Raw genomic sequence first — 25,845 nt, 5'->3', positions numbered from 1 at the left:
AATTGCCGTCCATCATGGCCCTGATGCCCGAACCCGCCCCCACGCTGCAGCAATTGCTGGCCTTTTACCTCGAGGCCGGGGTCGATTGCGCGCTCGGCGACGAGCCGATCAACCGGCTGGAGGAACCGGACGCTGTTCCCGCGCCCGCCGCAGCGCGGCCCGTCGCCGCGCCCAGTCTGCTGCGTCCCCTGCCTGCGGCAACGCCAGCCATTCCGCGTAGCGAAATCACCGTCGCACCGGACGCCGCGATCGCCTCCGCGCGCGAGGCCGCGCGCACCGCGCCGACGCTTGCAGCCTTGCGCGAGTTGATGGAGACGTTCGACGGCTGCGCGCTGAAGCACACCGCGACCAAGCTGGTGTTCGCCGACGGCAATCCGGAAGCGCGCGTGATGTTCGTCGGCGAGGCGCCGGGCCGCGACGAGGACATCGAGGGCCTGCCCTTCGTCGGGCGCTCGGGAAAGCTGCTCGACCGCATGATCGCGTCGATCGGCCTCGACCGCCGCTCAGCCTATATCGCCAACGTGATCCCGTGGCGGCCGCCCGGCAACCGCACGCCGACGCCGCAGGAGACGCAGGTCTGCCTGCCCTTCATCCAGCGCCAGATCGAACTGGTGAATCCCGACGTGCTGGTGACGCTCGGCAATCCCTCGACGCAGGCGCTGCTCGGCACCCGCGAGGGCATCATGCGCACGCGCGGCAAATGGCTCGACTTCGACACCGGCACCCGCACGATCCGCGCCGTCGCCACCTTCCACCCGGCCTATCTGCTGCGCTCGCCATCCTACAAGCGGCTGTCATGGCAGGACCTGCGCGCGATCGCGAAAGCGCTGCAACAGGCGGCGGCGTCTTAATTGGCCAACGGCGTAGGATGGGTAGAGCGAAGCGAAACCCATCGCGAATGGTGGGTTTCGCTTCGCTCTACCCACCCTACAGCTTCGCGGCTTACCCCTTCGGCCGCACGATCGCCCAGCCGATCCGCAACACGCCTTGCCTTCCGTTGACCAGCCGGTCGAACGAGCGCGGGACTTCCGGCACGAGGCCGGGAAAGCGCTGCGCGATCTCGGGCGGCGGCGTGCCGCCGGTATCCTGCGCGCGCCACACCACGACGCCGCCGGTCTCGTTGAACTTCGCGATCGACAGCCACGGCGTCCGCTGCGGCGTGGCGTCGAGCAGAAGATGCGCACGGCGCCCATCCATCGCGATCAGGCTGGCGAGTTCGGGATCGCCGGCCACCGCGCGCAGGCGCTGGTTGGTGCGGCGCTCATAGCTGTCGTCGAAGAAGCGGCCGATCGCGGCTGCCGGCAGCGAGGTCGGCACCTCCATGGTGCTGGTCCAGGGCATGAACAGCGCCATGGCCAACGCGACCACCGCCGGCGCGCCAACGGCGAGCGCCCAGGCCGTGCGCAACAGCCGCTGGCGCCGCAGGTGGATCAGATCGCCGGCGGCGACCACGACGGCGAGTCCCGACATCAGCAGCGCCACGCCGGCGCCGCCGAAGACGCTGTTAACATTGAACAGGCCCGAGACGAAGCTGCCGACGATCGCCGGCGCGAAGGCGAAGAAATAGACGAACTGCTGTGCGAGCGGCCCGACCGGCGGGCGGTGGATGACCGGCGCATCCTCGCTGTCGCGGGCGAACCAGCGCGAATTGAGAATCACCAGCACCACGATGGCGGCCATCGCCACGATCAGCCCACCGAGCACGACGCCCCAACGCAGCGCGCGGGCGTTGAGATCGGCGATAGCGGGCAACGGCGGCAGCGCAATCGCGTCGGCGCGGACCAGCCAGATCAGATAGGGCAGCGCCAGCACGATAACGACGAGCAGCGCGCAGAGCGGGTCGACCGACATTAATGTACGCCGTCCGCGCGGGCTGGTGACGGCAAAGACGGCGACCAAAAGGATCATGCCGATCGCCGCCGGCGTCGTCAGCAGCAACAGGCCGCAATCGATCGACCAGGCGAACCAGGCGCTGCGCCGATTCTGGCCGATCAACTGCCAGGAGTGCAGCAGCAGCAACGCCCATAGCGGGCGCGCCAGGATCAGCGGACCGAACTCGACGCTCGGCGACGAGAACACCACGACCGTCATCGACAGCAGCACAGCGAGCACCGCCTGCGGGCCACCAACGATGGCGCGCGCCAGATGGTAGAAGGCGATGAAGGTCGCGACCTCGCAGACCTGCGCCAACAGATAGACGCCGAACACGTGATTGCCGGCGGCGCGGAACGCGATGTCGGCGAGCCAGAACGACAGCGGCGGCCCCATGTCGGTGCCGACCTGATATTCGCGGCCGAACGCGAGCACGGTTGCGAGATTGCCGGGCGGGCTGCCGTAGAAGATCAGCGGCAGCAACAGCCAGATCGCCGCCTGCGCCAGCACCACGATCCAGACCACCAGCCGTGGCCGGGCGCGGATCAGTTCGACAACCAGGGAGGTAAACCGCATGAAACGCCTGAAATGCCCCAGCCACCGCGTCAGCGGCTCAATTTGATCCCGTGATAACGGGCGGCAGCGGGAGAGGCAACGGTGGTGAACCCACGCGACAAAGCCAATTTCCGCCGTCATGCCCCGCGAATGCGGGGCATCCGGTACGCCGCGCCCTCTCGGGCTGAAGACCATGGCCTCTGGAATACTGGATCGCCCGGTCAAGCCGGGCGATGACAGTCGAGATTTGGCTCGAGTCTTGCGCTCTACGCCGCCGCTGACGCCGCGGCTTCGCTCTCCGGATCCACCGTGAACAGGTCGGGCTCGGCGAGCGTCGGGAAATGCTTCGCGCGCGCCGCGACGACGGGGGCGAAGAAGCTGCGGTGATGGGCGCTGGGACCGAGCCGGTCAAGCGCCTCGAGATGCTCGGGCACGGCGTAGCCCTTGTGCTGCTCGAAGCCGTAGCCCGGGCAATCCAGCGCCAGCGCGCTCATCAGGCGGTCGCGCGTCACCTTGGCGATGATGGACGCCGCCGCGATCGACACCACGAGGCCGTCGCCGCCGATCACCGCTTCGCAGTCGCAGGCCGTGGCGAGCTTGTCACGGCCGTCGACGAAGACATGCTTCGGCATTTCCGGCAGCGCGTGGACGGCGCGGGCCAGCGCCCACAGCGAGGCGCGCAGGATGTTGTCACGGTCGATTCGCGCCGGCGAGGCCACCGCGACCGAGAAGGCGGCAGTCGCACAAATCTCCTCGAATAGCTCCTCGCGGCGCTCGGCGGTCAGCCGCTTGGAATCGTCGATGCCTTTCGGGATGCGATTGGGATCGAGCACCACTGCGGCCGCGACCACCGGCCCGGCCAGCGGACCGCGCCCCGCCTCGTCGCAGCCGGCGATCGGCCAGACGCCGCGTTTGATCAGCGCACGCTCGCGCCGGAAGCTCGGCCGCGTCACCGCGACCACGCGCTTCTCCGGCTTGGCCGGCTCGACCGGCTTCTTCTTCGCAGACTTGTCCCGAATCATGCGGGGATGGTGATCAAGCCCGGCCCGCGGCGCAACCGGGAACCTGCCGCCCGTCCCCGCTATTCATCATTGCTGGCGGGCAGTCCGCTAATCGGGCAGCGATACCCGCCCGTCATCACGGACCTCGAAGCCCGGCGCGCGGACCACCTCCCAGGCATGGCCGTCGGGATCGGCGAAATAGCCGCAATAGCCGCCATAGCTCGTCGGCTGTGCGGGCTTCAACAATTTGGCGCCTTTCGAGAGCGCGAAGGCCATGACGGCATCGACTTCCGCGTCGTTGCGGCAGTTCCACGCAATCGCGACCCCGCGAAACGCCGCCGGCCGCGGCTGATCGGGCAGTGAGGCGTCCGCGGCGAGCAGATGCCACGGGAACAGCCCGAGCACAGTGCCGCCGGTCTCGAAGAAGGTGACCTCCTCGCCCGTCGCGCGGAATTTCCTCGTAAAGCCGAGCGACTCGTAGAACGCGATGCTGCTGCGCATGTCGCTGACGCCGAGCGTCAGGACGGTGAAGCGCGGGGTCGGGACGGTTGCGGTGTTACTCATGATTATCCTTCTCCGTCATTGCGAGGAGCGAAAGCGACGAAGCAATCCATCTATCCCAGCGTTGCGACACGGATTGCTTCGCTTCGCTCGCAATGACGCCCTTGGTTCTTCTTGCCCCGCCTAGAACAAGCTCAACTGCTGCCCGTTGCACTTCGGCTTGGCGAAATGGTCTGTGGTCAGCTTGGTGCGCCGCTTGTTCATCCCGAGCTTTTCGCAGGCGATCTCGAAGCGGCGGCCGATCATCCAGGCCATCGGGCCGGTGCCCTTCATCCGGGTGCCCCATTGCGAATCGTAGTCGCGGCCGCCGCGCATGTCGCGGATCAACGTGAAGACGTGGCGATAGCGATCGGGATAGTTCGACATCAGCCATTCGCGGAAGAGGTCGCGAACCTCGAGCGGCAGGCGCAGCAGCACATAGCTCGCCTCCTTGGCGCCGGCATGCGCGGCGGCATCGAGGACGCGCTCGATCTCGGAGTCATTCAGCGCCGGGATCACGGGCGCCACCATCACCGTGGTCGGGATGCTGGCGTCGGCCAACCGCTTGATCGCCTCGAGCCGCTTCGGCGGGGTCGAGGCGCGCGGCTCCATGGTGCGGGCCAGCTTCGGATCGAGCGTCGTCACCGACAGCGCGACCTTGACCAGATTGCGCTTGGCCATTCGCGCCAGGATATCGATGTCGCGGGTCACCAGCGCTGACTTGGTCACGATGCCGACCGGATGGCCGGCGCGCTCCAAGACCTCCAGGATGCCGCGCATGATCTTCCGCTCGCGCTCGATCGGCTGGTAGGGATCGGTGTTGGTGCCGATCGCGATCATCCGCGCTTCGTAGTCCGGCGCCGCCAGCTCCTTCTCGAGCAGCTCGGGCGCATCCGGCTTGGCGAGCAGCTTGGATTCGAAGTCGAGCCCCGGCGACAGCCCGAGATAGGCGTGGGTCGGCCGCGCGAAGCAGTACACGCAGCCGTGCTCGCAGCCGCGATAGGGATTGATCGAGCGGTCGAAGCCGATGTCGGGCGAGTCATTGCGGGTGATCACCTTGCGCGAGGTATCGATCGCCACCGAGGTCTTGAACGGCGGCAGGTCGTCGAGGCTCTGCCAGCCGTCGTCGAAGGCGACCCGCGCCTCGGCCTCGTAGCGGCCGCTGGCGTTGGACTGCGCGCCGCGGCCGCGCCGCCGCTCGCGCTCGATCGCGACCGCAAGCTCGGGAAAAGGGGAAGATGCACCCGCCGGGTTATCGGAGGGCGCCGTTACCGGCGGGTGCTTGAGGGCATGAGAGGATGCTCGGCTCATGCTGTGAAGCTAACACAGCGCGAGAACAAATCAAGAACAAGCGTCGTAAAAATCCACAAAACCCTGCCGCAAGAATCCGCAGCCGCAAAGGCTGCGTTGAGTGTGACAAGGTGATAACACGGCTCAGCTTTTCAACCGTTTGAGCCATCGAAGCCTCAACTCATGCTGAGCGTGATCATTCCGACCGACGGGGTCGAGCGCACCGTGGTCGCGACATTGGCGGCGCTGGTGCCGGGCGCGGCCGCGGGAATCATCCGCGAAGTGCTGCTGGTCGATCGCACCAATACCGCTGTGATGGAGCGCGTCGCCGACGTGGCGGGCTGCCGGTTCCTGCGCTTCGAGGGCACCCGCGCCGCGGCGCTCGCCGCGGGCGCGAAGCAGGCCCGCTCACCCTGGCTGATGTTCCTGCATCCGGGCGCCGTGCTCGACGCGGGCTGGATCGACGAAACCACCCAGTTCATCCAGATGGTGGCCGCGAGCGGCAGGGACCGCGCCGGAATCTTCCGCTACGCCCGCGCGCCCTACACCGACCCCGGCCTGCGCGACGGCCTCAAATTCGTTGCCCGGATGATCGCCGGCCCCTCGGCCGAGCAGGGCCTTCTGATCGCGCGCGACCATTATGAGCGGATCGGCGGCTACCGGCCGGACGCCCGCCGCTCGGAGGCACGGCTGTTGCGCCGGCTCGGCCGCTCCTCCCGCACCATGCTGCGCAGCCGGATCATGGTGGCGTAGAAAGCCCTTGCGGATCGCTTGATTTCGTCAAATAATATATTTGATGAAATCAAATATATCGAACGACACCCTCGAGAGCCAGGTCGCCGCAGTGCGCGGCTTCAGCCGGTTCTACACCCGCAAGCTCGGCATCATCGAGCCGAAGCTCCTGCACAGCCCGTTCACGCTGCAGGAGGCACGGATCATCTACGAGATCGCGCATCACGACGGCTGCACCGCGACCGACTTGGTGCGCGAGCTCGACCTCGACGCCGGCTTCGTCAGCCGCACGCTGGCGGCCTTACAGCGCCGCCAGATCGTGACCCGCACGCCGTCGAAGGCCGACAAGCGCGTCAATGAGGTGACGTTGACCGCCAAGGGCCGCGCCGCGGCCTCCGACCTCGACAGCCGGTCGCGCAGCGAAGTCGCAGCACTCCTGAAGCAGATGGACGGCAATCGGCGCGCGGCCGTGGTGCGCGCGATGGGCACGATCGAGCAGTCTATGGAGCCTGCCGTGCCCAAGCCGGCCGGCTTCCTGCTGCGCAGCCATCGCGTCGGCGACATGGGCTGGGTGATCTCGCGGCACGGCGCCGTCTATGCGCAGGAATATGGCTGGGACATCTCGTTCGAGGCACTGGTCGCCGAGATCGCTGCGCAATTCCTCAAATCGTTCGATCCCGCTTGCGAGCATTGCTGGATCTCGGAGGTCGACGGCGAGCCGGTCGGCTCGATCTTCCTGGTCAACGGAGGCGATAAGGTCGCCAAGCTCAGGCTGTTATTGGTGGAAGAGAGGGCACGCGGGCTCGGCGTCGGCCGCGCCCTGGTCGAGCAGTGCATCCGCTTCGCCCGCGAGAAGGGCTACAGCAAGATCACGCTGTGGACGCAAAGCATTCTGGTCGCCGCACGCGGCATCTACGCCCGCGCCGGCTTCCAACGCGTCAAGGAAGAGAAGCACCACAGCTTCGGCGTCGATCTGGTCGGTGAGACCTGGGAGCTGGAGCTGTGAAGCCACGGCGCCGCGAATCCGGGCGGCGCGTGACTGCGGACCTCATCACATTCTATGCGCGCAGAGCCCGCGCGCTGTGTGCCGAGGCCTACCGCAACACCTTCAGGCGTTGGCACGCCTAGCATTACAGTTGTAATTTTTGCTTGAGATGCGCTTTGCGCGCGTTGGCTTGATGAGCCCTGCGCCAGGATGACCATGCGAGGATGTGGGCATGCGGGATGCGCCGCTGGGCGAGCTTCATGGCGATGCGGCGGATTTCCTGGATCGACCAGCGGATCAAGAACGATGCTTCGGTCGGGGCCGCGGTCGCGTTTTTTTAAGCAATGCTCCGGTGTTGGCCCGATGACGGATGACGGCCATCGTGGCGAAGGCAAGCATGACCAGTGAGACATGGCGATGCCAGCCATGCCAGGAGCGGGTTTCGTTGTGATCAAGACCGAGCTCGTTCTTGGCGGTTTCGAAGCTGTCTTCGATGGCCCAGCGATGGCCTTCCACGGATACCAGCTTCTGCATGGACGTGCCCTTGGGGCACCATGTGGAGAAGAAGGCTAAGCTGTTGTCGGCAATATTGCGGCGGATCAGAAGACCTCGGGTCCATTCCCCGGCAAGGTCGTCGTTGTATTCGCCGGCGTCGAGATCGGCCAGCTCAAGATAGGCCCAGTCGTGCCAGCGCGGACCTTTGGTTCCTTCGCCGGACGGCAGGCGGCGCCAGGCCTTCTTGGGAAGGCTCTGCGCGATCGTAGAGGCAGTGCCGGCGACAGGCTGCTGCTTGCCCCAGGAATAGAACACGTGATTGGAAGCAACCCCCAGAACATAGCCTTTGCCCGCCTTGCGCAGCAGGGTTTCGATCGCTCCCGTGCCATACACGCTGTCCGCTGCTACGAACGAGAACGGCACCTTTGCGGCGATCGCGCGAGCGATCATTTGATGCGCGATCCGGGGCTTCGTCGCAAAGCTCACATCGCTCGGGACATGTGCGGCCTTCAGGCGAGCGGGTTCGTCCGTCCATTCCTTTGGCAGGTAGAGCGCCCGATCGATGAAGGCATGGCCATGCCGCGACACATAGGAGGCAAACACTCCGATCTGGCAATTGGTGATCTTGCCCGCCGAGCCAGTGTACTGGCGCGCGACCCCACACGAGGCCTTGCCCTGTTTCAAAAAGCCGGTCTCATCGATGACCAGAACCGCGTCCTCGTCACCCAGCGTTTCCAGCGCGTACTCACGTACAATATCGCGCAGCGCGTCGGCATCCCACTGCCCCCGACCCAGAATCGCCTGCTGGCGCCACGGGCCTGGATCGCCAGCCGCTTCCGCCCGCATCCAACCCGTCTTGCGCGGCTCGTTGCCCAACAGTCCGTCGAGAAATTGCCCCGCCGAGGCCGCGACCCGCTCTTGCGTAAACAGCGGACGGATGCGTTGCTTGGCATCTCGCAACGACGAAGCCCACAGCGTCAGCGTATCCTCAACCGACGCGCCACCAATCATCAGATCCCGAATCATGGTCGCCCATAGATTCAGAACCTTCAGGAAGATGCAACTGTAATGCTAGATCAGAATCGTCAGCGGCGGTTGAAACACCTTCGCTTACCATTCTGGAACATCGCACCGGTGCGTAGCCCGGATGGAGCGCAGCGAAATCCGGGAACGTATCGCCTCAGGAGAAACTGCCCCGGATTTCGCTGCGCTTCATCCGGGCTACGGGAGCTCCACCTCCCCCGCAAGCGGGAGAGGGAGCGTAGTCCCTACGCGGTCCCGACGGGTCACGTCGAACAAGTATGCGCTACGCCGTCGTCCCCTGGGCCTTCGGGCGGCGCAAATGCTCGTCCAGCCGCGGCATGATCTCGACGAAATTGCAGGGGCGCGTGCGGTAATCGAGCTGCGCCGCCAGGATGCCGTCCCAACCGTCGCGGCAGGCGCCGGGTGAGCCGGGCAGACAGAAGATGAAGGTCGCGCCCGCGACACCAGCGGTGGCGCGGCTCTGGATCGTCGACGCCCCGATCTTGGCGTGGCTCAGCATGTGGAAGGCGATCGAAAAGCCGTCCATCCGCTTCTCGAACAGCGGCTCGATCGCCTCCGGCGTCACGTCGCGCCCGGTGAAGCCGGTGCCGCCGGTGGTGATGACCGCATCGACGCCAGGATCCGCGATCCAGCGTCTGACCACGGCGCGGATCGCCTCGACATCGTCGGTGACGATCTCGCGCGCCGCCAACTTGTGACCGGCCGCCGTGAGGCGATCGACCAGCGTGGTGCCCGACTTGTCATCGGCCAGCGTGCGGGTATCGGAAATCGTCAGCACCGCCATGTTGAGCGGAATGAATGATTTGGATTCGTCGATAGAGGACATGACTGCATCTTCTCGTCATGCCCGGGCATAGCCGTTCGAAGGACGGCGTCGCTTCCGCTCGCCTATGTCCCGGGCATCCACGCCTTCGCACTCTATCAGAGATAAAGACGTGGATGGCCGGGACAAGCCCGGCCATGACCGATCAAAACCTCCAACGTCTCGGTTCCTAACCGCTGCCAAACGTGTTGCAAGCCTGCACCGTGCCCTGCTTGTAGCCGGTCATGAACCATTGCTTGCGCTGCGCGGCGGAGCCGTGAGTGAAGGAATCAGGCACCACCCTGCCCGTCGCCTGCCGCTGCAGCGTGTCGTCGCCGATCGCGTTCGCGGTGGTGAGCGCGGCGTCGATGTCGCCGGCCTCAAGCAAGCCGGGCCGCTTTTTCTCTTCGCGGTTGACCCAGACGCCGGAGAGGCAGTCGGCCTGCAGCTCGACCCTGACCTGCAGCGCGTTGGCTTCCGCCTTGCTGCCGGCCTGCTGCTGCAGCCGCGTCACGCGCGGGATAATGCCGAGCAGGTTCTGGATGTGATGGCCGGCCTCATGCGCAATGATATAGGCGGCGGTGAACTTGCAGGCATTGCCCGAGCAGCCGCGGAAGCGCGTCTCGACCTCGCGGAAGAAGCCGGTGTCGAGGAAGATGGTCTTGTCCGGCGGGCAATAGAACGGTCCCATCGCCGACTGCGCCATGCCGCAGCGCCCGCCATTGGTGGCGTTGCGGAACAGCACGATCTTGGGTCCGGTGTAGGTCTGGCCGCTGGCCTGGAAGATCTCGCTCCAGCGGTCGTCGATCTCGCCGAGGATGCCGGAGATCATGCTGCCCATCTCGTCGGTCGGCGCGCCGCGCTTGGCTTGCCCGCCCGACGCCCGGCGATCGGTCTGGTAGGTCGGCGCCTGGCCGCCGCCGGTGAGAATCTCCGCGCCGCCGATCAGGATGCGCGGGTCGATGCCGAAGGCATAGCCGAGCAGGCCCAGCACGATGATGGTGCCGATGCCGAGACCGCCACCGCCGCCCATCGGAATGCCGAAACCGCCGCCGCCCCCGCCCATCCCGCCTTCGTCGCGACGGTCTTCGATGTCGTCGCTGCGGCGGAAATCATCGTAGCGCATGGCGGTTTTCCTTCATTCCAGTCGGCGACCCAACGTGGGCAGACACCAACGTAAAATTTCCATTCTGTTAATCAATAACCCGCCCGGCAAAAATTGCCTAGTCGGCGGACGCGCAGCCTCGCGGCGCATGCGGCTTGCCAAGCGACGGCCAATCTACCGCTTGAATCGTGCCGGTTTGATGATCGACAAATTTTTCGCAGAACGCGCTGATGTTGCAGCACAACGCCAATGACAACGCGCCACCTCGTTCAAAAGATGCTGCAATCTTTTGCATGAAGATTTCCAATTAAGTCGATTTTTACTTTGGCCGGTCAATGTGTCGCCAGTCGGTTGTTTAGTCCCGCGTCGCCGACAGCGTCGCCTGAGTCAGAGTTCTTGAGTCATGGTTGTGTCGCGTCGCGGGGCGTCTGCAAGGGCGCCCCGCACTAAATTTGAGAGTACTCCGTCGAGCCGAATCGTCATTGGCGATTGCGTGGCCGAGATGTCGAAGCTGCCGGCCGGTTCGGTCGACCTGGTCTTCGCGGATCCTCCCTATAATCTGCAGCTCAAGGGCGATCTCAAGCGTCCCGACGAATCGCATGTCGATGCCGTCGACGACGAATGGGACAAGTTCTCGTCCTTTGCCGCCTATGACGATTTCACCCGCGCCTGGCTGCTCGCGTGCCGCCGCGTGATGAAGCCGTCGGCGACGCTGTGGGTGATCGGCTCCTATCACAACATCTTCCGCGTCGGCGCGATCATGCAGGACCTCGGCTTCTGGCTCCTGAACGACATCGTGTGGCGCAAGTCGAACCCGATGCCGAATTTCCGCGGCCGCCGCTTCACCAACGCGCACGAAACCATGATCTGGGCCGCGCGCGACGAGAAGGCCAAGGGTTATACATTCAATTATGAAGCACTGAAGGCCGCCAATGAGGACGTGCAGGCACGTTCCGACTGGCTGATCCCGCTGTGCACCGGCGAAGAGCGCCTGAAGGACAATGACGGGAAGAAGGTGCACCCGACGCAGAAGCCCGAGCAGCTTCTCGCCCGCGTGCTGTTGTCGTCGTCGAAACCCGGCGATCTCGTGATAGATCCGTTCAATGGCACTGGCACCACCGGCGCCGTCGCCAAGCGCCTCGGCCGCAACTACATCGGCTTCGAGCGCGACCGGGCCTATGCTGCCGCGGCGGAAGCGCGCATTGCCGCGATCGAACCGCTGCCAAACGCAACGCTCGCACCGTTCATGACCGCCCGCGACGCGCCGCGGGTCGCGTTCTCCGAACTGATCGAACGCGGCATGATCGTGCCCGGCGCAAAACTGGTCGACGCCAAGAAGCGCCATGGCGCGCTGGTCCGCGCCGACGGCGCCATCATGCTCGGCGACAAGGTCGGCTCGATCCACCGCATCGGCGCGGTCGCGCAGGGCTCCGGCGCCTGCAACGGCTGGACATTCTGGCACGTCGAGACCAAGAACGGGCTGCGGCTGATCGACGAGCTGCGCGCCGAGATCCGTTCCGCGATGGCGCAGGCGAGCTGAGGTCTTCAAGAATTGCGGGGTGGGCAAAGGCGCGACGCGCCGTGCCCACCACGCTTCCGTGATCTTGCTTGCGAGTGCCGGGCACGTTGCGCTCTGCTCACCCCACAGCTTGCTGAATATCTCCCTCCCACCAGCAGGCGCCCTTTTTCACAAACTCGTCGCTTGCGCATCGCAATAAAGTTTGCACATGAAGGCCAGCGCGCGGCATTCCCCCGCTGCGTCCCGATCTCGTCGGTCACAACATCAAAGGGAGACTTTCATGCTCAAATTCTATTTCAACGGCGCGCCGAACCCGAACAAGGTCGCGTTGTTCCTGGAAGAGTCCGGCCTGCCTTTCGAGGCGATCCCGGTGGACACCCGGAAGGGCGAGCAGTTCGCGCCTGACTTCCTGAAGGTCAACCCGAACGGCAAGGTGCCGGCGATCGACGACAACGGCACCTTCGTGTTCGACTCTAACGCCATCCTGCTCTACCTCGCCGAGAAGACCGGCAAGTTCCTGCCCGCCAGCACGCCGGCCAATCGCGCCGCCATGCTGTCCTGGCTGATGTTCATCGCGACCGGGCTCGGCCCCTATTCCGGCCAGGCGGTGCACTTCAAGCATTTCGCGCCGAAGGATCTCGACTACGCCAACAACCGTTACCAGTACGAGGCGCATCGCCACTACAAGATCCTCGACGATCACCTCGCCAAGTCGCGCCACATGGTCGGCGACGCCTACTCGATCGTCGATATGGCGTTCTGGGGCTGGGCGCGGATGGCGCCGTTCGTGCTCGGCGAGGAAGGCTACGCGAAATATCCGAACGTGAAGCGGCTGGTCGATGAGATCTCGGCGCGGCCGGCGGCTGCGCGGGCGATCGCGCTGAAGGACAAGCACACCTTCAAGGCCGAGATGGACGACGAGGCCCGCAACATCATGTTCGGCCACCTCAAGAGCAAGGTGGCGTGATCCGATCCGCACGACAAGAAAACGGCGCCCGTACGGGCACCGTTTTCGCTTCTGCCACTCGCTGGTGGAGCGCGGCTATCTCGCCGGAAACGCACCGAGCGCCTTCTCGGTCAGCACCGAGTCGCAATACTCCCTGACCTCCTTGATCTTGCCGCCGTCGAACCGCAGCACCAGGCAATAGTCGTTGTCGTAGCGCTGACCGGTCTTGGTGAGGTTGTCGCCCTTGGCTTCGACCACGACGATGTCGCCGTCGGCGATGAAGCGATGGGCAACGGTGCGGCCGCGCTCGACCAGTTTCGAACGCACGTGGCCGTGCAGGTCGCCGAGGATCGATTGCTTGCCGGTGAAGGTGCGCGACCAAGAATATTGCCCTGTTACGGTCCAGGTCGCGTCGTCGGCGAGAACAGCCATGAACAGCGATTTCTCGCGCACCGCGGGATCGGGGTCGCCGGCGATCGCGAACATCTCCTGCACCAGTTTCTTGTTGTCGGCTGCGCTCATGGCGGCACTCCTTCGATTGATGGGCCTCTGATCTGAGGTGTCTTCGCGAAGCGAACCCACTCCATTCGAAAACGCCTTGCCCGCCAATCTTGCGGCGCCGGTGCTCATTCTTCCAATCGATAGGTGGCATGATATATATCCACCGCATGAATTTGAATTCGCTTGACCTCAATCTGCTGGTCGCGCTCGACGCGCTGCTGAGGGAAGCCAATGTCAGCCGCGCCGCGATGCGGCTGCATCTGTCGCAGCCGGCGACCAGCCACGCGCTGCAGCGGCTGCGCGACCTGATCGGCGATCCGCTGCTGGTACGCAACGGCGCGCGGATGGAGTTGACGCCGCGGGCGCAGGCGTTGCGCGGACCGCTGGCGCAGGCGCTCGAGCAGGTGCGCGCGCTGTTCGTGCCTGATGATTTCGACGCCGCGCGCAGCGAGCGGCACTTCCGGTTGATGATGCCGGACCTCGCGGTCGAGCTCATGATGCCGCGGCTGATGGAGAAGGTGACGCGGACCGCGCCCAACGTCACCATCGACGCGGTGCCGTGGCGGGGGCCTGCGATCTTCACGCCCGAATTCGCCCGCACCATCGACCTGGTGATCTCGATCGGCGACGCCTTCAAGGGTTTTCACCGCCAGCGGCTCTATACCGACAGCGATGCGCTGGCGGTGCGGCGCGGCCATCCCGTCGGCACCAAGCTCAGGAAGCGCGAGGCGTTCCTCGCCGCGCGCCATGTGGCCGTGGTGATCCGCGGCCAGAGCGAGGACCTGATCGACACCTGGCTGCGCCCGAAGGGCATCGAGCGGCGGATCGCCCTCGTCGTGCCGGGCTATATCGAGGCGCTGCACATCACCGCGCGCACCGACCTCGTCGCCTTCGTGCCCCGCCGGCTGATCTCGGCGCTGTCGAAGCAGCTGTCGCTGGTCACGGTGACGCCGCCGTTCGATCCCGGGATCGACGAGCAGCACATGTTCTATCCGACCCGCGCCCAGATGGATCCGGGCTCGATCTGGCTGCGCAGGCTGATGCTGGAAACCGGGCGGGAGATGGAGATGCGGAAGGCGTGAGCGCGCTCTATCCACGTCATTGCGAGGAGCGATAGCGACGAGGCAATCCATCTCTCCCCTTGCGGAGAGGTGGATTGCTTCGCTCCGCTCGCAATGACGCGCTTGCTTCGCCCTGCCTGCGCGGCTGGGTGAAGATACTACGCCTTCTGCCCGGCGAGTACCTTCTGCACGGCCGGGCGCTGCTCCATCGCCGCTCGATGCGCCTTCACCTTGGGCAGGGTCGCGATGTCGACGCCATCGCCGTCGAGCCACAGCGTCAGCGTGTAGAGATAGGCATCGCCGACGGTGTAGCTGTCGCCCATCACCCACGGCCCCTTCAGCATGTCGCGCTCGATCAGGTTGAAGCAGGCCCCCATGGTCTTGGGGATCATCTTCTTCATGTCGGCGAACGAGGTTTCTTCCGTCGCCCAGCGGGCGCCGCGCACCCTGTGCGCGTGGGCGACATGCACCGTCGAGCAGAGATAGGAGTTGAAGGCCTGCAGCTTTGCGAACTCGAGCGCGTCGTCGAGCGGCGCGAGCTTTGCCTGCGGGAAGCTCTGCGCGATATAGGCGAGGATCGCCGGCGTCTCGGTCAGCACGCCGCGATCGGTCACCAGCGTCGGCACGCGGCCCTTCGGATTGAGCTTCAGGTACTCCGGACTGTTTTGCTGGTTGGCCTTGAAGTCGAGCTTCTCGGTCGTGTAGGGCGCGCCGGCTTCGGCCAGCGCGATATGGGAGGCGAGCGCGCAGGTCCCGGGGGCGAAATAGAGCTTGAGCATGGTGCTGTCCTCTTCGGGCCTTATCGGTTCGGCAGAACCCGGCCCTCGCTTCTTGTTTTGACGCGGCAGAAATTAACGGCACCGCCGTTTGCCGTCCATCCCCACCCAACGCCGCAGCGCTTTCGCGGTTGCCCACAATGCCGCCGCCATGCCATGACCGGCCGGATCAAGAGGGCTTTTCATGACTGTACTCATTGCAGGTGGCGGAATTGGCGGGCTGACGCTGGCGCTCAGCCTGCACCAGATCGGCGTTCCCTGCCGCGTGTTCGAGAGCGTGCCCGAGCTGAGGCCGCTCGGCGTCGGCATCAACGTATTGCCGCATGCGGTGCGGGAACTGATCGAGCTCGGCCTGCATGACCGGCTCGACGCCGAGGCGGTGCGGACGCGGGAGCTCGCCTATTTCTCCAAGCACGGCAAGCCGATCTGGAGCGAGCCGCGCGGGCTGGAGGCCGGATACAAATGGCCGCAATTCTCGATCCATCGCGGCCGGCTGCAGCAACTCCTGCTCGATACCGCGACCGAGCGGCTGGGAGCAGCGAACATCCTGACCAGCCATCACCTCACCGGCTGGACCGAGACCGCAGACGGCATCCGCGCCGACTTCATCGACCGCGCGACCGGCAAGCCCGCCGGCAGTTATGACGGCGCGATCCTGATCGCGGCCGACGGCATCCATTCGGCGGTGCGCGAAAAGCTCTATCCAGACGAAGGGCCGCCGATCTGGAACGGTCGCATCCTGTGGCGTGGCATCACCCGCGCCAATGCCTTCCTCACCGGCCGCACCATGATCATGGCCGGCCACGAGACCCTGAAATTCGTCTGCTATCCGATCTCGAAGGAAGCTGGCCCCGACGGCAAATACGACATCAACTGGGTCGCGGAGCGGCACATGCCGCCGACCTATCAGTGGCGCCGCGAGGACTATAACCGCACCGCCAGGCTCGACGAGTTCCTGCCGTGGTTCGAGAGCTGGAATTTCGACTGGCTCGACGTGCCGGGCCTGATCCGGAACTGCCCCCACGCCTATGAATATCCGCTGGTCGATCGCGATCCGATTCCGCAATGGACGTTCGGCCGCGTCACACTGATGGGCGATGCCGCGCATCCGATGTACCCGATCGGCTCCAACGGCGCCTCGCAGGCAATTTTGGATGCGCGGGTGCTGACCCGCGAGATCCTGGCGCAGGGCCCGACCCATGCGGCGCTGATCGCCTACGAGGCCGAGCGGCGGCCGGCCACCACTGACCTGGTGATGCTGAACCGCCGCAACGGCCCGGAGCAGGTGATGCAGCTCGTCGAGGAGCGCGCGCCCAACGGGTTCGGCGTCGTCACCGAGGTGCTGTCGCAGCAGGAGCTCGAAGGCATCGCCGCCAACTACAAGCGCGTCGCCGGCTTCCAGGTCGAGGGCTTGAACGCCAAGCCGCCGATCGTGCAGCGGACGGGGTAAGAGGACCACAACACAGCTATCATGCCGTCATCCCCGCGCAACGGCTTCGCCGTTGTCGCTGGAGGAGCCGCGAAGCGGCGTCTCGAAGGGTGAGCGGCCCGGCTGGTGGCCGTCGATCCTTCGAGCCTCGCCCAGCAGCGCAAGTGCGCTGCACGGCTCGTGCCTCAGGATGACGGAACCGATTGTCGTGCGTGCGGCTCTACCGCAGCGCCCGCGCCGATTCCACCAGCCGAATGCTGTTCGTCGCGGTGGCGAGCAGCGTGCCGTCCTTGGCCGTCAGCCGGCCCTCGACGAAGGCAATGGTCTTGCCGAGCTGGGTCACTGTCGCTTCGCCCGTGATCGGCCCGGGCTTCGCGGGCGCCAGGAAGTTCACATTCATCGTGATCGTCGTGGTGTAAAGCCTGCCCTCGGTCATCACGAACACCGCAGGCCCCATCGTATCGTCGAGCATGGCCGAGAGGATGCCACCCTGGACGAAGCCGGCGGGATTGCAGAAGGCCTCCTTGCCGTCGAACAGGATCCTGATCCAGCCGTCCTGCGGGCGAGCATCGATCAGGCGCCAGCCGAGCAGTTTGGCACAGGGCGGCGTGGGGATGTGGTCGAGCGCGGTTGCGATCATGGCGGCCTCCATTTGCCCGAGGTCGTAACCGAGCCCTGCTGCCAGCATGGTGTCAGCAGGTTGAGCCGGTGCTAAAGCGCGATGAGATTGGGTTGAATCGTCATCGCGCTTTAGCCTCTTGTTTGAGCATGATCTCCGCGCAAACGCGTTCCGCGTTTGTCGCGAGGAAAACCGCTTCACACTTTTCCGGATCATGCTCAGAGATCGAGTCCGTGCGCGACGACCTTGCGCATGACGTTCGGGAACGCTTCGCCGTCGAGGGTTGTGACCGGCACCCAGCGCATGCCCGCAGGCGCGCGCGTTCGCGGCGGAACGCTGGCGGTGTAGACGACCAGCTCCAGCGGGAAATGCGTGAACACGTGAGTGACGACGCCGGCCCTGCGGTGCCAGCGGGTCACGCTCTTGAGCTGGGGCGCCTGCGCCAGCGCCGCCTTATCCTCCTGACCGGCAAGCCAGTCCGATCCCGGCACCTCGGTCATGCCGCCGAGCAGGCCCTTTTCGGGGCGCGAGCGCACCAGCAATTCGTCGCCCCGCGTCACCACGAAGGCCGCGCCACGGCGCAAGGTCCCGTTCTTCTTGGGCGCCTTGCGCGGGAACGTCTCCTGATCGCCGCGCGCGCGCGCCGCGCAGTCGTCGTTCAATGGGCACAGCGAACAGGCCGGCTTCTTTGGCGTGCAGATCGTGGCGCCCAAATCCATCAGCGCCTGCGCGCTATCGCCGGCGCGAGACTTCTCGTCGCCGGCCCGAGACGGGCCGAGCAACGTCGCGGCCAATTGCTGGATCAGCGGCTTTGACTGCGGCAGCGGCTCCTCAACCGCGTAGAGCCTGGTGACGACGCGCTCGATATTGCCGTCGACCGGCATGGTGCGGCGGTCGAACGCGATCGCGGCGATCGCCGCCGCCGTGTAGGGCCCGATCCCCGGCAGCTTGCGCAGGCCGGCTTCGGTATCGGGGAAGACCCCGCCATGCTCATTGCGCACGACGACCGCACAGGCATGCAGGTTGCGCGCCCGCGAATAATAGCCGAGCCCGGCCCACATCCGCAGCACGTCGTCGAGCGACGCGCGGCCGAGCGCCGTGACATCGGGCCAGCGCGACACGAACTTCTCGAAATAGGGCCCGACCGTCTTCACCGTGGTCTGCTGCAGCATGATCTCCGACAGCCACACCCGGTACGGGTCCGCCAGCTCGCCCGCCGCAGCCCGCCACGGCAGCCGCCGGCGATGCCGGTCATACCAGGCCAGCAGCCGCGCCGGACGGTCGGCACGATCTTCGGTCAGTTTCGTTTTGGCGGCGGCGCGCGAGCTCATGGATCTACTTTAAGGCGCCGATGCTGATCTCTCCACGTCATGCCCGGCGCTTGTCCCGTGCATCCACGTCTTTCTTCATGGACACAAAGACGGGGATGGCCGGGGCGAGCCCGTCCATGACGATTGACATGGTTTGGTTGCGTTGGCCACGCTGCTATAACCCTCCCATGTCCAAACCCGTCCCGGTCAGCGCAAAGCCCCTGTCGATCCTGCTCAGCGACGTCTTCACCGACGCCTATGCCAAGCAGGGCTTTGCCGCGCGCGAACTGGTGACGCGCTGGAGCGAGATCGCCGGCGAGCGGATCGCCGCCTATTGCGAGCCGCTCAAGATGCAATGGCCGCGGCCGGTGGAGCGGCAGCCCCAGGAGCCGGCGACGCTGGTGTTGCGGGTCGAGGGGCCGATGGCGCTGGAGATCCAGCACTCCTCCGACGTCATCCTGGAGCGGGTGAACCGCTTCTTCGGCTGGCATGCGGTCGGCCGGCTGACCATCCGGCAGGCGCCATTGTCGCGGCGCAATCGCCCGGCGCGCCCCCGCGCGCCGGATGCGAAGGCGGTCGCCAACGTGGCGGAAGACTTGGCGGCCGTCGAGGATGAGGACCTGCGCGCGGCGCTGGCGCGGCTGGGCGCCTCGATCAAGCGAAATTGACGCTTTTCGGCCATTCGGCCTATGGAACCCGCCATTGCCACAATAGTCGTTTCAAGCTAGCGAAAGCTGCTTCCCGGGACCCTTCGTTCATTCGGCGTGAATGCGCCAATCCAGGAGTCGACCTTGACCATCACGCGCCGCGCCTTCACCACCGCTCTCTCCCTGACCGGACTTGCCGCCCTCGCCGGCCTCTCGCCGCTGCGCCTGATCACGGGCGCCTTCGCGCAGACCGCCGCCGAGGTCGCCAAACCGCAGTCGCTGCCCGACATGGCGCTCGGCCCAAAGGACGCCAAGGTCACCATCACCGAATACGCCTCGATGACCTGCCCGCACTGCGCCAACTTCAACGAGACGGTGTTCCCGAAGCTCAAATCGGCCTACATCGACACCGGCAAGATCCGCTACGTGTTCCGCGAATTCCCGCTCGACATCAAGGCCGCCGCCGGCTCGATGCTGGCGCGCTGCATCGCCAAGGACGACGCGCCGAAATATTTCGCCGTGATCGATCTGCTGTTCCGCCAGCAGAATGACTGGGTGATGAAGAACACCACCGAGACGCTGACGCGGATCGGCAAGCAGGCCGGCCTCAGCCAACAGCAGGTCGAGGATTGCCTGAAGGACCAGAAGCTGCTCGACAAGATCGCGGCCGACCAGAAATACGCCAACGACGTGCTGAAGGTGAATTCGACGCCGACCTTCTTCATCAATGGCGAGATGCTGAAGGGCGAGACCTCGTTCGAGGAATTCAGCAAGCACATCGATCCGCTCCTCAAGAGCTGATCGGAACCGGCCGGATCGGACAGAATTTCGCCATCGACGTCCGAAAGATCGAGGGCGTTTCGCGCTTTTTCATCGACGACGCCGTGATCGTCGGTGAAATCGCGTTCGCGGAATTGAGCGAGCGCATCGATTCGCTGTTGAAAACTCGATTTGCTGAAATCGGATTGTTGCGGCCCGTCGAAGTCGCAAAACTGCTGCAAAACCCCTGCAAATCCCTTGGGAAAAGCCGCGTCAAGCGGTTGCTCTCCTGCGCGGGCCTCGCCATTGTCCCGCTCCATGAGAGCTGCACGCAGCGACTCACCCACACACCGACATTGCCTTCTATGGTATTGTCACGGCAGGGAGATTCGCGCCCGGCCAAGCGAGATTTGTGTACATGAAGCTCACGCGCCTCCGCCTCCACGGTTTCAAGTCGTTCGTTGATCCCACCGACTTCATGATCGAGCCGGGCCTGACCGGCGTCGTTGGACCGAACGGCTGCGGCAAGTCCAATCTGGTCGAAGCGCTGCGCTGGGCGATGGGCGAAACCTCGCACAAGTCGCTGCGTGCCGCCGACATGGATGCCGTGATCTTCGCCGGTTCCGGCAATCGTCCGGCGCGCAACCACGCCGAAGTGGTGATGACGATCGACAATGCCGATCGCTCGGCCCCGGCCGCCGTCAACGACAGCCAGATCCTGGAAATCTCCCGCCGCATCGAGCGCGAAGCGGGCTCGGTCTACCGCATCAACGGCCGCGACGTGCGCGCGCGCGACGTACAGATTCTGTTTGCCGATGCCGCCACCGGCGCGCGCTCGCCGGCCCTCGTCCACCAGGGCAAGATCGGCGAAATCATTCAGGCCAAGCCCGAGCAGCGCCGCCGCGTGCTCGAAGATGCCGCCGGCGTCGCCGGCCTGCACGCCCGCCGCCATGAAGCGGAACTGCGGCTCAAGGCGGCCGAAACCAACCTGACCCGCGTCGAGGACGTGATCGGCCAGCTCACCGGCCAGATGGATGGCCTGAAGAAGCAGGCCCGTCAGGCGATTCGCTACCGCGAGGTGGCGGCGAAGGTGCGCAAGTCCGAGGCCATGCTGTTCCACCTGCGCTGGATCGAGGCCAATGCCGACGTCAACGACGCCGCGCACACCCACGATCTCACCGTGCGCGAGATGGCCGAACGCACCCAGCATCAAGCCGAAGCCGCCCGCATCCAGGCGATCCGCGCCGCCGAGTTGCCGGCGCTGCGCGATGCCGAGGCACGCGCCGCCGCCGGCCTGCAGCGCCTGACCAATGCGCGCGAGATGCTCGACCGCGAGGAACAGCGCGCCAAGGAGCGCGTCGGCGAGCTCGATCGCCGCCTGACGCAATTTGCTGCCGACATCGCCCGCGAGCAGCAGCAGACCTCGGACGCCGACATCGCGCTGCAACGGCTCGACACCGAAGACGCCGAGCTGAAGGAAGAGATCAAGTCGCGCGTCGAGAAACGCTCCGGCGTCGACGAGCGCGTCGCGGAAGCCGAAGCCATTCTGGCGGCAACCGAGCGGCAGTTCGCCGAGCTCACCACGCAGCTCGCCGACCTCACCGCGAAGCGCAACCAGCTCGAGGCCGGCGTGCGCACCCATCGCGACCGGCTGGCGCGGCTCGATCAGGAGATCGCCAACGTCCAGGCCGAGGAGGAAAAGCTCGCGCAGGAAACCGGCAATCTCGGCGACATCGATGCGCTCGCAGCCGCCATGGAGATGGCGCAGCAGACGCTGGCCGAATCCGAGGCCGCCGTGCAGGCCAGCGAGGCGCATCACGTCGCGGCGCGGCAGACGCTGGAGTCCTCCCGCAACCCGCTTACGGAGGCCGAGAAGCGCGTGCAGCGGCTCGAGACCGAAGCGCGCACCATCTCGAAGCTGGTCAACAGCGAGACCAAGAATCTGTGGCCGCCGATCATCGACGGCATCACGGTCGCGAAGGGTTACGAGAAGGCGATCGGCGCCGTGCTCGGCGACGATCTCGACGCGCCGGTCGATCCGTCCGCGCCGATGCGCTGGACCAATGTCGGCGCCGACGGCAGCGATCCGGCCCTGCCCGATGGCGTCGTGCGGCTGGCCGACCATGTGCAGGCCCCGCCGGAACTGGCGCGGCGTCTGGCGCAGATCGGCGTCGTCGCCAAGGAACGCGGCGCTGCGCTGGTGTCGCAGCTCAAGACCGGCCAGCGGCTGGTGTCGCTGGAAGGCGACGTCTGGCGCTGGGACGGCTTCGTCGCCGATGCGCATGCGCCGACCGGCGCGGCACGCCGCCTGGCCGAACGCGCCCGCCTCGTTGATATCGAGCAGGATCTGGGACAGGCCCGCATCGATGCCACCGCCAAGCGCCAGGCGCTGGAGACCGCCGAAGCGGAACTGCGCTCTGCATCGGCAGCCGAAGCTGCTTCCCGCGAAGCGGTGCGGGCAGCCCGCCGCGAGACCGACGCCGCGCGCGAGCGTCATGCCGCGACCGAACGCGAGATCAACCGCCATGCCGCGCGCAAATCGGCACTGACCGAGGCCCACAGCCGCGTCGCCGCCGACCGCGCCGAGGCCGAAGCCGCGCATGAGAGCGCGGTCGCGGCCCTGTCCGAGCTGCCGCCGAGCGTCGAGACCGAGGCCCAACTCGCCGCGGTTCGCGCCGAGATCGACAACCAGCGCCGTGGCGCCGCGCAGGTCCGCGCCGAGGCCCAGGCGCTCGCCCGCGAGGCCGAGCTCGCCGACCGCCGCGTGCAGGCGATCCTCGCCGAGCGCAACGAATGGCAGAACCGCAAGACCAGCGCGGCCTCGCAGGTCGAGACCATCGAGGCCCGCATCGCCGAAGTCTCGGCCGAGCGCGAGGAACTCGCCAACGCGCCGGAGGTGTTTGCCGAGAAGCGCAGCGCGCTGATCTCCGAGATCGAGCACGCCGAAAGCGATCGTCGCATCGCCGCCGACGCGCTCGCGACCGCCGAAGCCGCGATGGCGGAAACCGACCGCGTCGCCAAGGCTACGCTCGAAGCCCTCTCCTCTTCCCGCGAGGCCACCGCACGCGCCGAGGAGCGCATGGAAGGCACCCGCCGCCGCCTCGCCGATATCGAGCGCGAGATCCACGACATGCTCGAGGTCGAACCCAACGCCGTGTCTGCCATGGCCGAGATCGAGCCCGGCGCGGAGCTGCCGCCGGTTGCCCAGATCGAGGAAGAGCTCGAAAAGCTGCGCCGCGACCGCGAGCGCCTTGGCGCCGTCAACCTGCGCGCCGAGGAGGAGCTCAAGGAGGTCGAGACCCAGCACACCGCGCTGACCACCGAACGCGACGACCTCGTCGAGGCGATCAAGCGGCTGCGCCAGGGCATCCAGAGCCTCAACCGCGAGGCGCGCGAGCGTCTCTTGACCTCGTTCGAGACCGTCAACAACCACTTCAAGCGGCTGTTCGTCGAGCTGTTCGGCGGCGGCGAAGCGGCGCTGCACCTGATCGAGAGCGACGATCCGCTCGAGGCCGGCCTCGAGATCATCGCCAAGCCTCCGGGCAAGAAGCCGCAGACGCTGTCGCTGCTCTCGGGCGGCGAACAGGCGCTGACAGCGCTGGCGCTGATCTTCGCGGTGTTCCTCACCAATCCGTCGCCGATCTGCGTGCTGGACGAGGTCGACGCGCCGCTCGACGACCACAACGTCGAACGGTTCTGCAACCTGCTGCACGAGATGACCGGCTCGACCGAGACGCGCTTCATCATCATCACGCACAATCCGATCACGATGGCGCGGATGAACCGGCTATTCGGCGTCACCATGGCAGAGCGCGGCGTGTCGCAGCTGGTCTCCGTGGACCTGCAGGGTGCGGTGGATATCCTCGACCAGAACGTGGCTTAGGGTTACGCCTACGCGTCGACGTTATTTTCGTGATACCTCAGCACCGTCATTGCGAGGAGCGATAGCGACGACTTGTCCGCCGTCGCTCGAAGAGCGAAGGCGGAAGCAATCCACGTCTCCACAAGTGGCGCTATGGATTGCTTCGCTGCGCTCGCAATGACGTGGGGAGAGTACGTCTTATGACATCGCCCGATCTCCCCGCCGAACTGAAAGCTGCGCTCAACGCCAGACTCGAAGGCCTGTCGCGCAACGATGCGGCGAGCCGGGCCGCGGTGATCTCGCAAACCTATCGCGAAGGCGGCGGCTCCGGGACGATCAGGTCCGAGACCGATGCGCTCGCCTACGCGCTGGCGCGGATGCCCGCGACCTATGCGGCAGTCGTCGCAAGCCTCAATGCGCTCGCCGAGGTCAGGCCGGACTTCGTCCCCACAACGTTGCTCGACGTCGGCGCCGGGCCGGGGACCGCGACCTGGGCGGCGACGGAAGCGTTCTCCTCGCTGCGACGCCTTACTCAGCTCGACGCCAATGGCGCGTTGCGAACGCTCGCGCAGCAGCTCGTTCGCAACGGCACGCGCCTGCACGCTGCCACCTATGAGCTCGGACAGGCTCAAGCCCTGCTCGCACAGGCCGAACCCGCCGACCTCGTGATCGCGAGCTACATGATCGGCGAGATCGGAGATGCCGAGCGCACGGCGCTGGCCGAGGCGCTGTGGTCCAGGACCAGGGATACGTTGCTGGTGGTCGAGCCCGGCACGCCCGCAGGCTATGCACGGATCGTCTCGCTCCGCGCGCAGTTGATCGCGGCGGGCGCCCATGTCGTCGCGCCCTGCCCACATGACGGCGCCTGCCCGCTGGTCGCACCCGACTGGTGCCATTTCTCCCAGCGCCTGCAGCGCTCGCGCGCGCACAAGCAGGTCAAGGGCGCCGAGGTGCCGTTCGAGGACGAACGCTTTGCCTATGTCGCGCTGACACGCGCGCCGGTGACCGCGCGTCCATCCCGGGTGCTGGCGCAGCCTGATGTCGGCAAGGTCGAGATTTCGGCCAAGCTGTGTACGGCTGATGGCGTCGTCGTCACCAGGATTCCCCGCCGCGCCAAGACCGATTACGCGCGCGCCCGCCGCTGGCGCTGGGGCGACGCGCTGGTCGGCGATCAAGCATCCGTTGCAGGTCGCCCCGGCGAAGGCCGGGACCCATGACCACCAACGCCAATTGTTGAGAACGGCGTTAGCCCCAGTGCCCAAGGAAAAGCCGCGGCGTATGGGTCCCGGCCTTCGCCGGGACGACTGAGCACTGTTGAACTAATTCGACACCATCGCCGACCAAAGCTTTGCCCACCTTTTCGCGGCGGGCTGTCGTGTGCCCTGATTTGGGCTACGCTGCCGCCGTGTCGTCCCATCAGGAGCTGTCCCGTCATGTCGACCAGCTGGATCGTTATCGGCGTCATCGTCCTTCTCGTGCTGTTTGCATTTGGCGCCTACAACCGCCTCGTCGCGCTCAGCCAGCGGGTCAACCAAGCCTTTGCCGACATCGACGTTCAGCTCAAGCAGCGCCACGACCTGATCCCGAACCTGGTCGAGACCGTGAAAGGCTATGCGGCGCACGAACGCGGCACGCTGGACGACGTGATCAAGGCGCGCAATTCGGCGATGTCGGCGCAGGGGCCGGCGCAGGTCTCGGCGGCAGAGAACCAGCTCTCCGGCGCGCTCGGCCGGCTGATCGCGCTGTCGGAGGCCTATCCGGATCTCAAGGCCAACGCCAACTTCCAGCAGCTCGCCGCGGAGCTCTCCGATCTCGAGAACAAGATCGCCGCCAGCCGCCGCTTCTTCAACAATGCGGTCCAGGAGTACAACACCGGCATCCAGCAGATGCCGGCCGCGCTGTTCGCCGGCATGTTCGGCTTCACCCGCAAGGATTTCTTCGACCTCGGCACCGGCCGCGCCGACGTCGAGACGGCGCCGAGCGTGAAGTTCTGAG

The 25,845-nt window shown here is 65.9% G+C and carries 26 protein-coding genes; 13 read left to right on the top strand and 13 right to left on the bottom strand.

Translation table 11 applies throughout. The annotated features are described in order from the left end of the window. Positions 1–20 precede the first annotated feature (20 nt). Complete coding sequence (locus MTX19_RS08855) at positions 21–851, top strand: uracil-DNA glycosylase (RefSeq protein WP_280984736.1); 831 nt, start codon at positions 21–23, stop codon at positions 849–851. Between the two features lie 91 nt (positions 852–942). Here the strand turns inward: MTX19_RS08855 and MTX19_RS08850 are convergent, their stop codons facing one another. From MTX19_RS08850 to MTX19_RS08835, 4 genes are all read right to left on the bottom strand, one after another. Beyond that, positions 943–2,448 carry a glycosyltransferase family 39 protein gene (locus MTX19_RS08850; protein WP_280983290.1) on the bottom strand — a complete coding sequence of 502 codons (1,506 nt, stop codon included), beginning with the start codon at positions 2,446–2,448 and terminating at the stop codon, positions 943–945. A 245-nt stretch (positions 2,449–2,693) separates the two neighbouring features. Further along, the gene (locus tag MTX19_RS08845; RefSeq protein WP_280983289.1) at positions 2,694–3,449 is read right to left on the bottom strand and encodes a ribonuclease HII; all 756 of its coding nucleotides are present in this window, start codon (positions 3,447–3,449) and stop codon (positions 2,694–2,696) included. 87 nt (positions 3,450–3,536) lie between these two features. Next, complete coding sequence (locus tag MTX19_RS08840; protein ID WP_280983288.1) at positions 3,537–3,992, bottom strand: VOC family protein; 456 nt, start codon at positions 3,990–3,992, stop codon at positions 3,537–3,539. A gap of 120 nt (positions 3,993–4,112) precedes the next feature. Beyond that, positions 4,113–5,279 (bottom strand): PA0069 family radical SAM protein, encoded by a 1,167-nt coding sequence (locus MTX19_RS08835; protein WP_280983287.1) that lies wholly within the window; start codon positions 5,277–5,279, stop codon positions 4,113–4,115. 162 nt (positions 5,280–5,441) lie between these two features. Here MTX19_RS08835 and MTX19_RS08830 point away from each other — a divergent pair, with 162 nt between their 5' ends. Together MTX19_RS08830 and MTX19_RS08825 are read left to right on the top strand one after the other, a co-directional pair. After that, entirely contained in the window at positions 5,442–6,011 is a 570-nt protein-coding gene (locus MTX19_RS08830; RefSeq protein WP_280983286.1) for a glycosyl transferase, read from the top strand. A gap of 43 nt (positions 6,012–6,054) precedes the next feature. Next, positions 6,055–6,996 carry a helix-turn-helix domain-containing GNAT family N-acetyltransferase gene (locus tag MTX19_RS08825; protein WP_280983285.1) on the top strand — a complete coding sequence of 314 codons (942 nt, stop codon included), beginning with the start codon at positions 6,055–6,057 and terminating at the stop codon, positions 6,994–6,996. A gap of 124 nt (positions 6,997–7,120) precedes the next feature. Here the strand turns inward: MTX19_RS08825 and MTX19_RS08820 are convergent, their stop codons facing one another. The 5 genes from MTX19_RS08820 to MTX19_RS08800 all read right to left on the bottom strand — a co-directional run bounded on the left by MTX19_RS08820 (position 7,121) and on the right by MTX19_RS08800 (position 10,716). Next, a complete protein-coding gene (locus MTX19_RS08820) occupies positions 7,121–7,276 on the bottom strand; it encodes a hypothetical protein (RefSeq protein WP_280978692.1) in 156 nt (51 codons plus the stop codon). After that, a complete protein-coding gene (locus MTX19_RS08815) occupies positions 7,273–8,496 on the bottom strand; it encodes an IS701 family transposase (protein WP_280985451.1) in 1,224 nt (407 codons plus the stop codon). Before MTX19_RS08815 ends, MTX19_RS08820 begins: the two co-directional genes overlap by 4 nt. Before the next feature lie 280 nt (positions 8,497–8,776). Then, positions 8,777–9,340: a molybdenum cofactor biosynthesis protein B gene (moaB, locus tag MTX19_RS08810; RefSeq protein ID WP_280983284.1), complete on the bottom strand. Its 564-nt coding sequence runs from the start codon at positions 9,338–9,340 to the stop codon at positions 8,777–8,779. Positions 9,341–9,506: 166 nt separating this feature from the next. After that, positions 9,507–10,442: a neutral zinc metallopeptidase gene (locus MTX19_RS08805; protein ID WP_280983283.1), complete on the bottom strand. Its 936-nt coding sequence runs from the start codon at positions 10,440–10,442 to the stop codon at positions 9,507–9,509. Positions 10,443–10,539: 97 nt separating this feature from the next. Next, positions 10,540–10,716 carry a hypothetical protein gene (locus tag MTX19_RS08800; protein WP_280983282.1) on the bottom strand — a complete coding sequence of 59 codons (177 nt, stop codon included), beginning with the start codon at positions 10,714–10,716 and terminating at the stop codon, positions 10,540–10,542. 108 nt (positions 10,717–10,824) lie between these two features. Between MTX19_RS08800 and MTX19_RS08795 the strand changes: the two genes are divergently transcribed. Together MTX19_RS08795 and MTX19_RS08790 are read left to right on the top strand one after the other, a co-directional pair. Further along, complete coding sequence (locus MTX19_RS08795; protein WP_280983281.1) at positions 10,825–11,961, top strand: site-specific DNA-methyltransferase; 1,137 nt, start codon at positions 10,825–10,827, stop codon at positions 11,959–11,961. Between the two features lie 259 nt (positions 11,962–12,220). Further along, positions 12,221–12,907, top strand: coding sequence for a glutathione S-transferase N-terminal domain-containing protein (locus MTX19_RS08790; protein WP_280983280.1), 687 nt, complete (start codon positions 12,221–12,223; stop codon positions 12,905–12,907). A gap of 75 nt (positions 12,908–12,982) precedes the next feature. On the opposite strand, the gene MTX19_RS08785 is transcribed toward MTX19_RS08790, so the two are convergent. Further along, the gene (locus MTX19_RS08785) at positions 12,983–13,408 is read right to left on the bottom strand and encodes a nuclear transport factor 2 family protein (RefSeq protein WP_280976078.1); all 426 of its coding nucleotides are present in this window, start codon (positions 13,406–13,408) and stop codon (positions 12,983–12,985) included. 146 nt (positions 13,409–13,554) lie between these two features. Between MTX19_RS08785 and MTX19_RS08780 the strand changes: the two genes are divergently transcribed. After that, positions 13,555–14,469, top strand: coding sequence for a LysR family transcriptional regulator (locus tag MTX19_RS08780; protein WP_280984735.1), 915 nt, complete (start codon positions 13,555–13,557; stop codon positions 14,467–14,469). 137 nt (positions 14,470–14,606) lie between these two features. Here MTX19_RS08780 and MTX19_RS08775 read toward each other — a convergent pair whose 3' ends face one another. Next, complete coding sequence (locus MTX19_RS08775; RefSeq protein ID WP_280983279.1) at positions 14,607–15,227, bottom strand: glutathione S-transferase family protein; 621 nt, start codon at positions 15,225–15,227, stop codon at positions 14,607–14,609. 181 nt (positions 15,228–15,408) lie between these two features. Here MTX19_RS08775 and MTX19_RS08770 point away from each other — a divergent pair, with 181 nt between their 5' ends. Then, entirely contained in the window at positions 15,409–16,674 is a 1,266-nt protein-coding gene (locus MTX19_RS08770) for a flavin-dependent oxidoreductase (RefSeq protein ID WP_280983278.1), read from the top strand. A gap of 199 nt (positions 16,675–16,873) precedes the next feature. On the opposite strand, the gene MTX19_RS08765 is transcribed toward MTX19_RS08770, so the two are convergent. Both MTX19_RS08765 and mutY read right to left on the bottom strand, forming a co-directional pair. Then, positions 16,874–17,293, bottom strand: coding sequence for a PaaI family thioesterase (locus tag MTX19_RS08765; RefSeq protein ID WP_280984734.1), 420 nt, complete (start codon positions 17,291–17,293; stop codon positions 16,874–16,876). 197 nt (positions 17,294–17,490) lie between these two features. Beyond that, positions 17,491–18,603: an A/G-specific adenine glycosylase gene (mutY, locus tag MTX19_RS08760; RefSeq protein ID WP_280985930.1), complete on the bottom strand. Its 1,113-nt coding sequence runs from the start codon at positions 18,601–18,603 to the stop codon at positions 17,491–17,493. Between the two features lie 167 nt (positions 18,604–18,770). Between mutY and MTX19_RS08755 the strand changes: the two genes are divergently transcribed. The 6 genes from MTX19_RS08755 to MTX19_RS08730 all read left to right on the top strand — a co-directional run bounded on the left by MTX19_RS08755 (position 18,771) and on the right by MTX19_RS08730 (position 25,844). After that, positions 18,771–19,250, top strand: a complete 480-nt coding sequence (locus tag MTX19_RS08755) for a DciA family protein (RefSeq protein WP_280983277.1) — start codon at positions 18,771–18,773, stop codon at positions 19,248–19,250. 123 nt (positions 19,251–19,373) lie between these two features. Then, positions 19,374–20,030, top strand: a complete 657-nt coding sequence (locus MTX19_RS08750; protein WP_280983276.1) for a DsbA family protein — start codon at positions 19,374–19,376, stop codon at positions 20,028–20,030. An 83-nt stretch (positions 20,031–20,113) separates the two neighbouring features. After that, a complete protein-coding gene (locus tag MTX19_RS08745) occupies positions 20,114–20,410 on the top strand; it encodes a hypothetical protein (protein WP_280985929.1) in 297 nt (98 codons plus the stop codon). Beyond that, positions 20,407–23,871, top strand: coding sequence for a chromosome segregation protein SMC (gene smc / locus MTX19_RS08740; RefSeq protein ID WP_280983274.1), 3,465 nt, complete (start codon positions 20,407–20,409; stop codon positions 23,869–23,871). Before MTX19_RS08745 ends, smc begins: the two co-directional genes overlap by 4 nt. A 179-nt stretch (positions 23,872–24,050) precedes the next feature. Beyond that, complete coding sequence (locus tag MTX19_RS08735; RefSeq protein WP_280983273.1) at positions 24,051–25,067, top strand: small ribosomal subunit Rsm22 family protein; 1,017 nt, start codon at positions 24,051–24,053, stop codon at positions 25,065–25,067. Between the two features lie 216 nt (positions 25,068–25,283). Beyond that, a complete protein-coding gene (locus MTX19_RS08730; protein WP_280976066.1) occupies positions 25,284–25,844 on the top strand; it encodes a LemA family protein in 561 nt (186 codons plus the stop codon). Position 25,845: the final 1 nt, after the last annotated feature.

Origin of the sequence: Bradyrhizobium sp. ISRA464, from assembly GCF_029910095.1 — a bacterium.
GTDB lineage: Bacteria > Pseudomonadota > Alphaproteobacteria > Rhizobiales > Xanthobacteraceae > Bradyrhizobium.
Note: the sequence above shows the minus strand (reverse complement) of the source record. Positions and strands in the feature narration are given on the sequence as shown.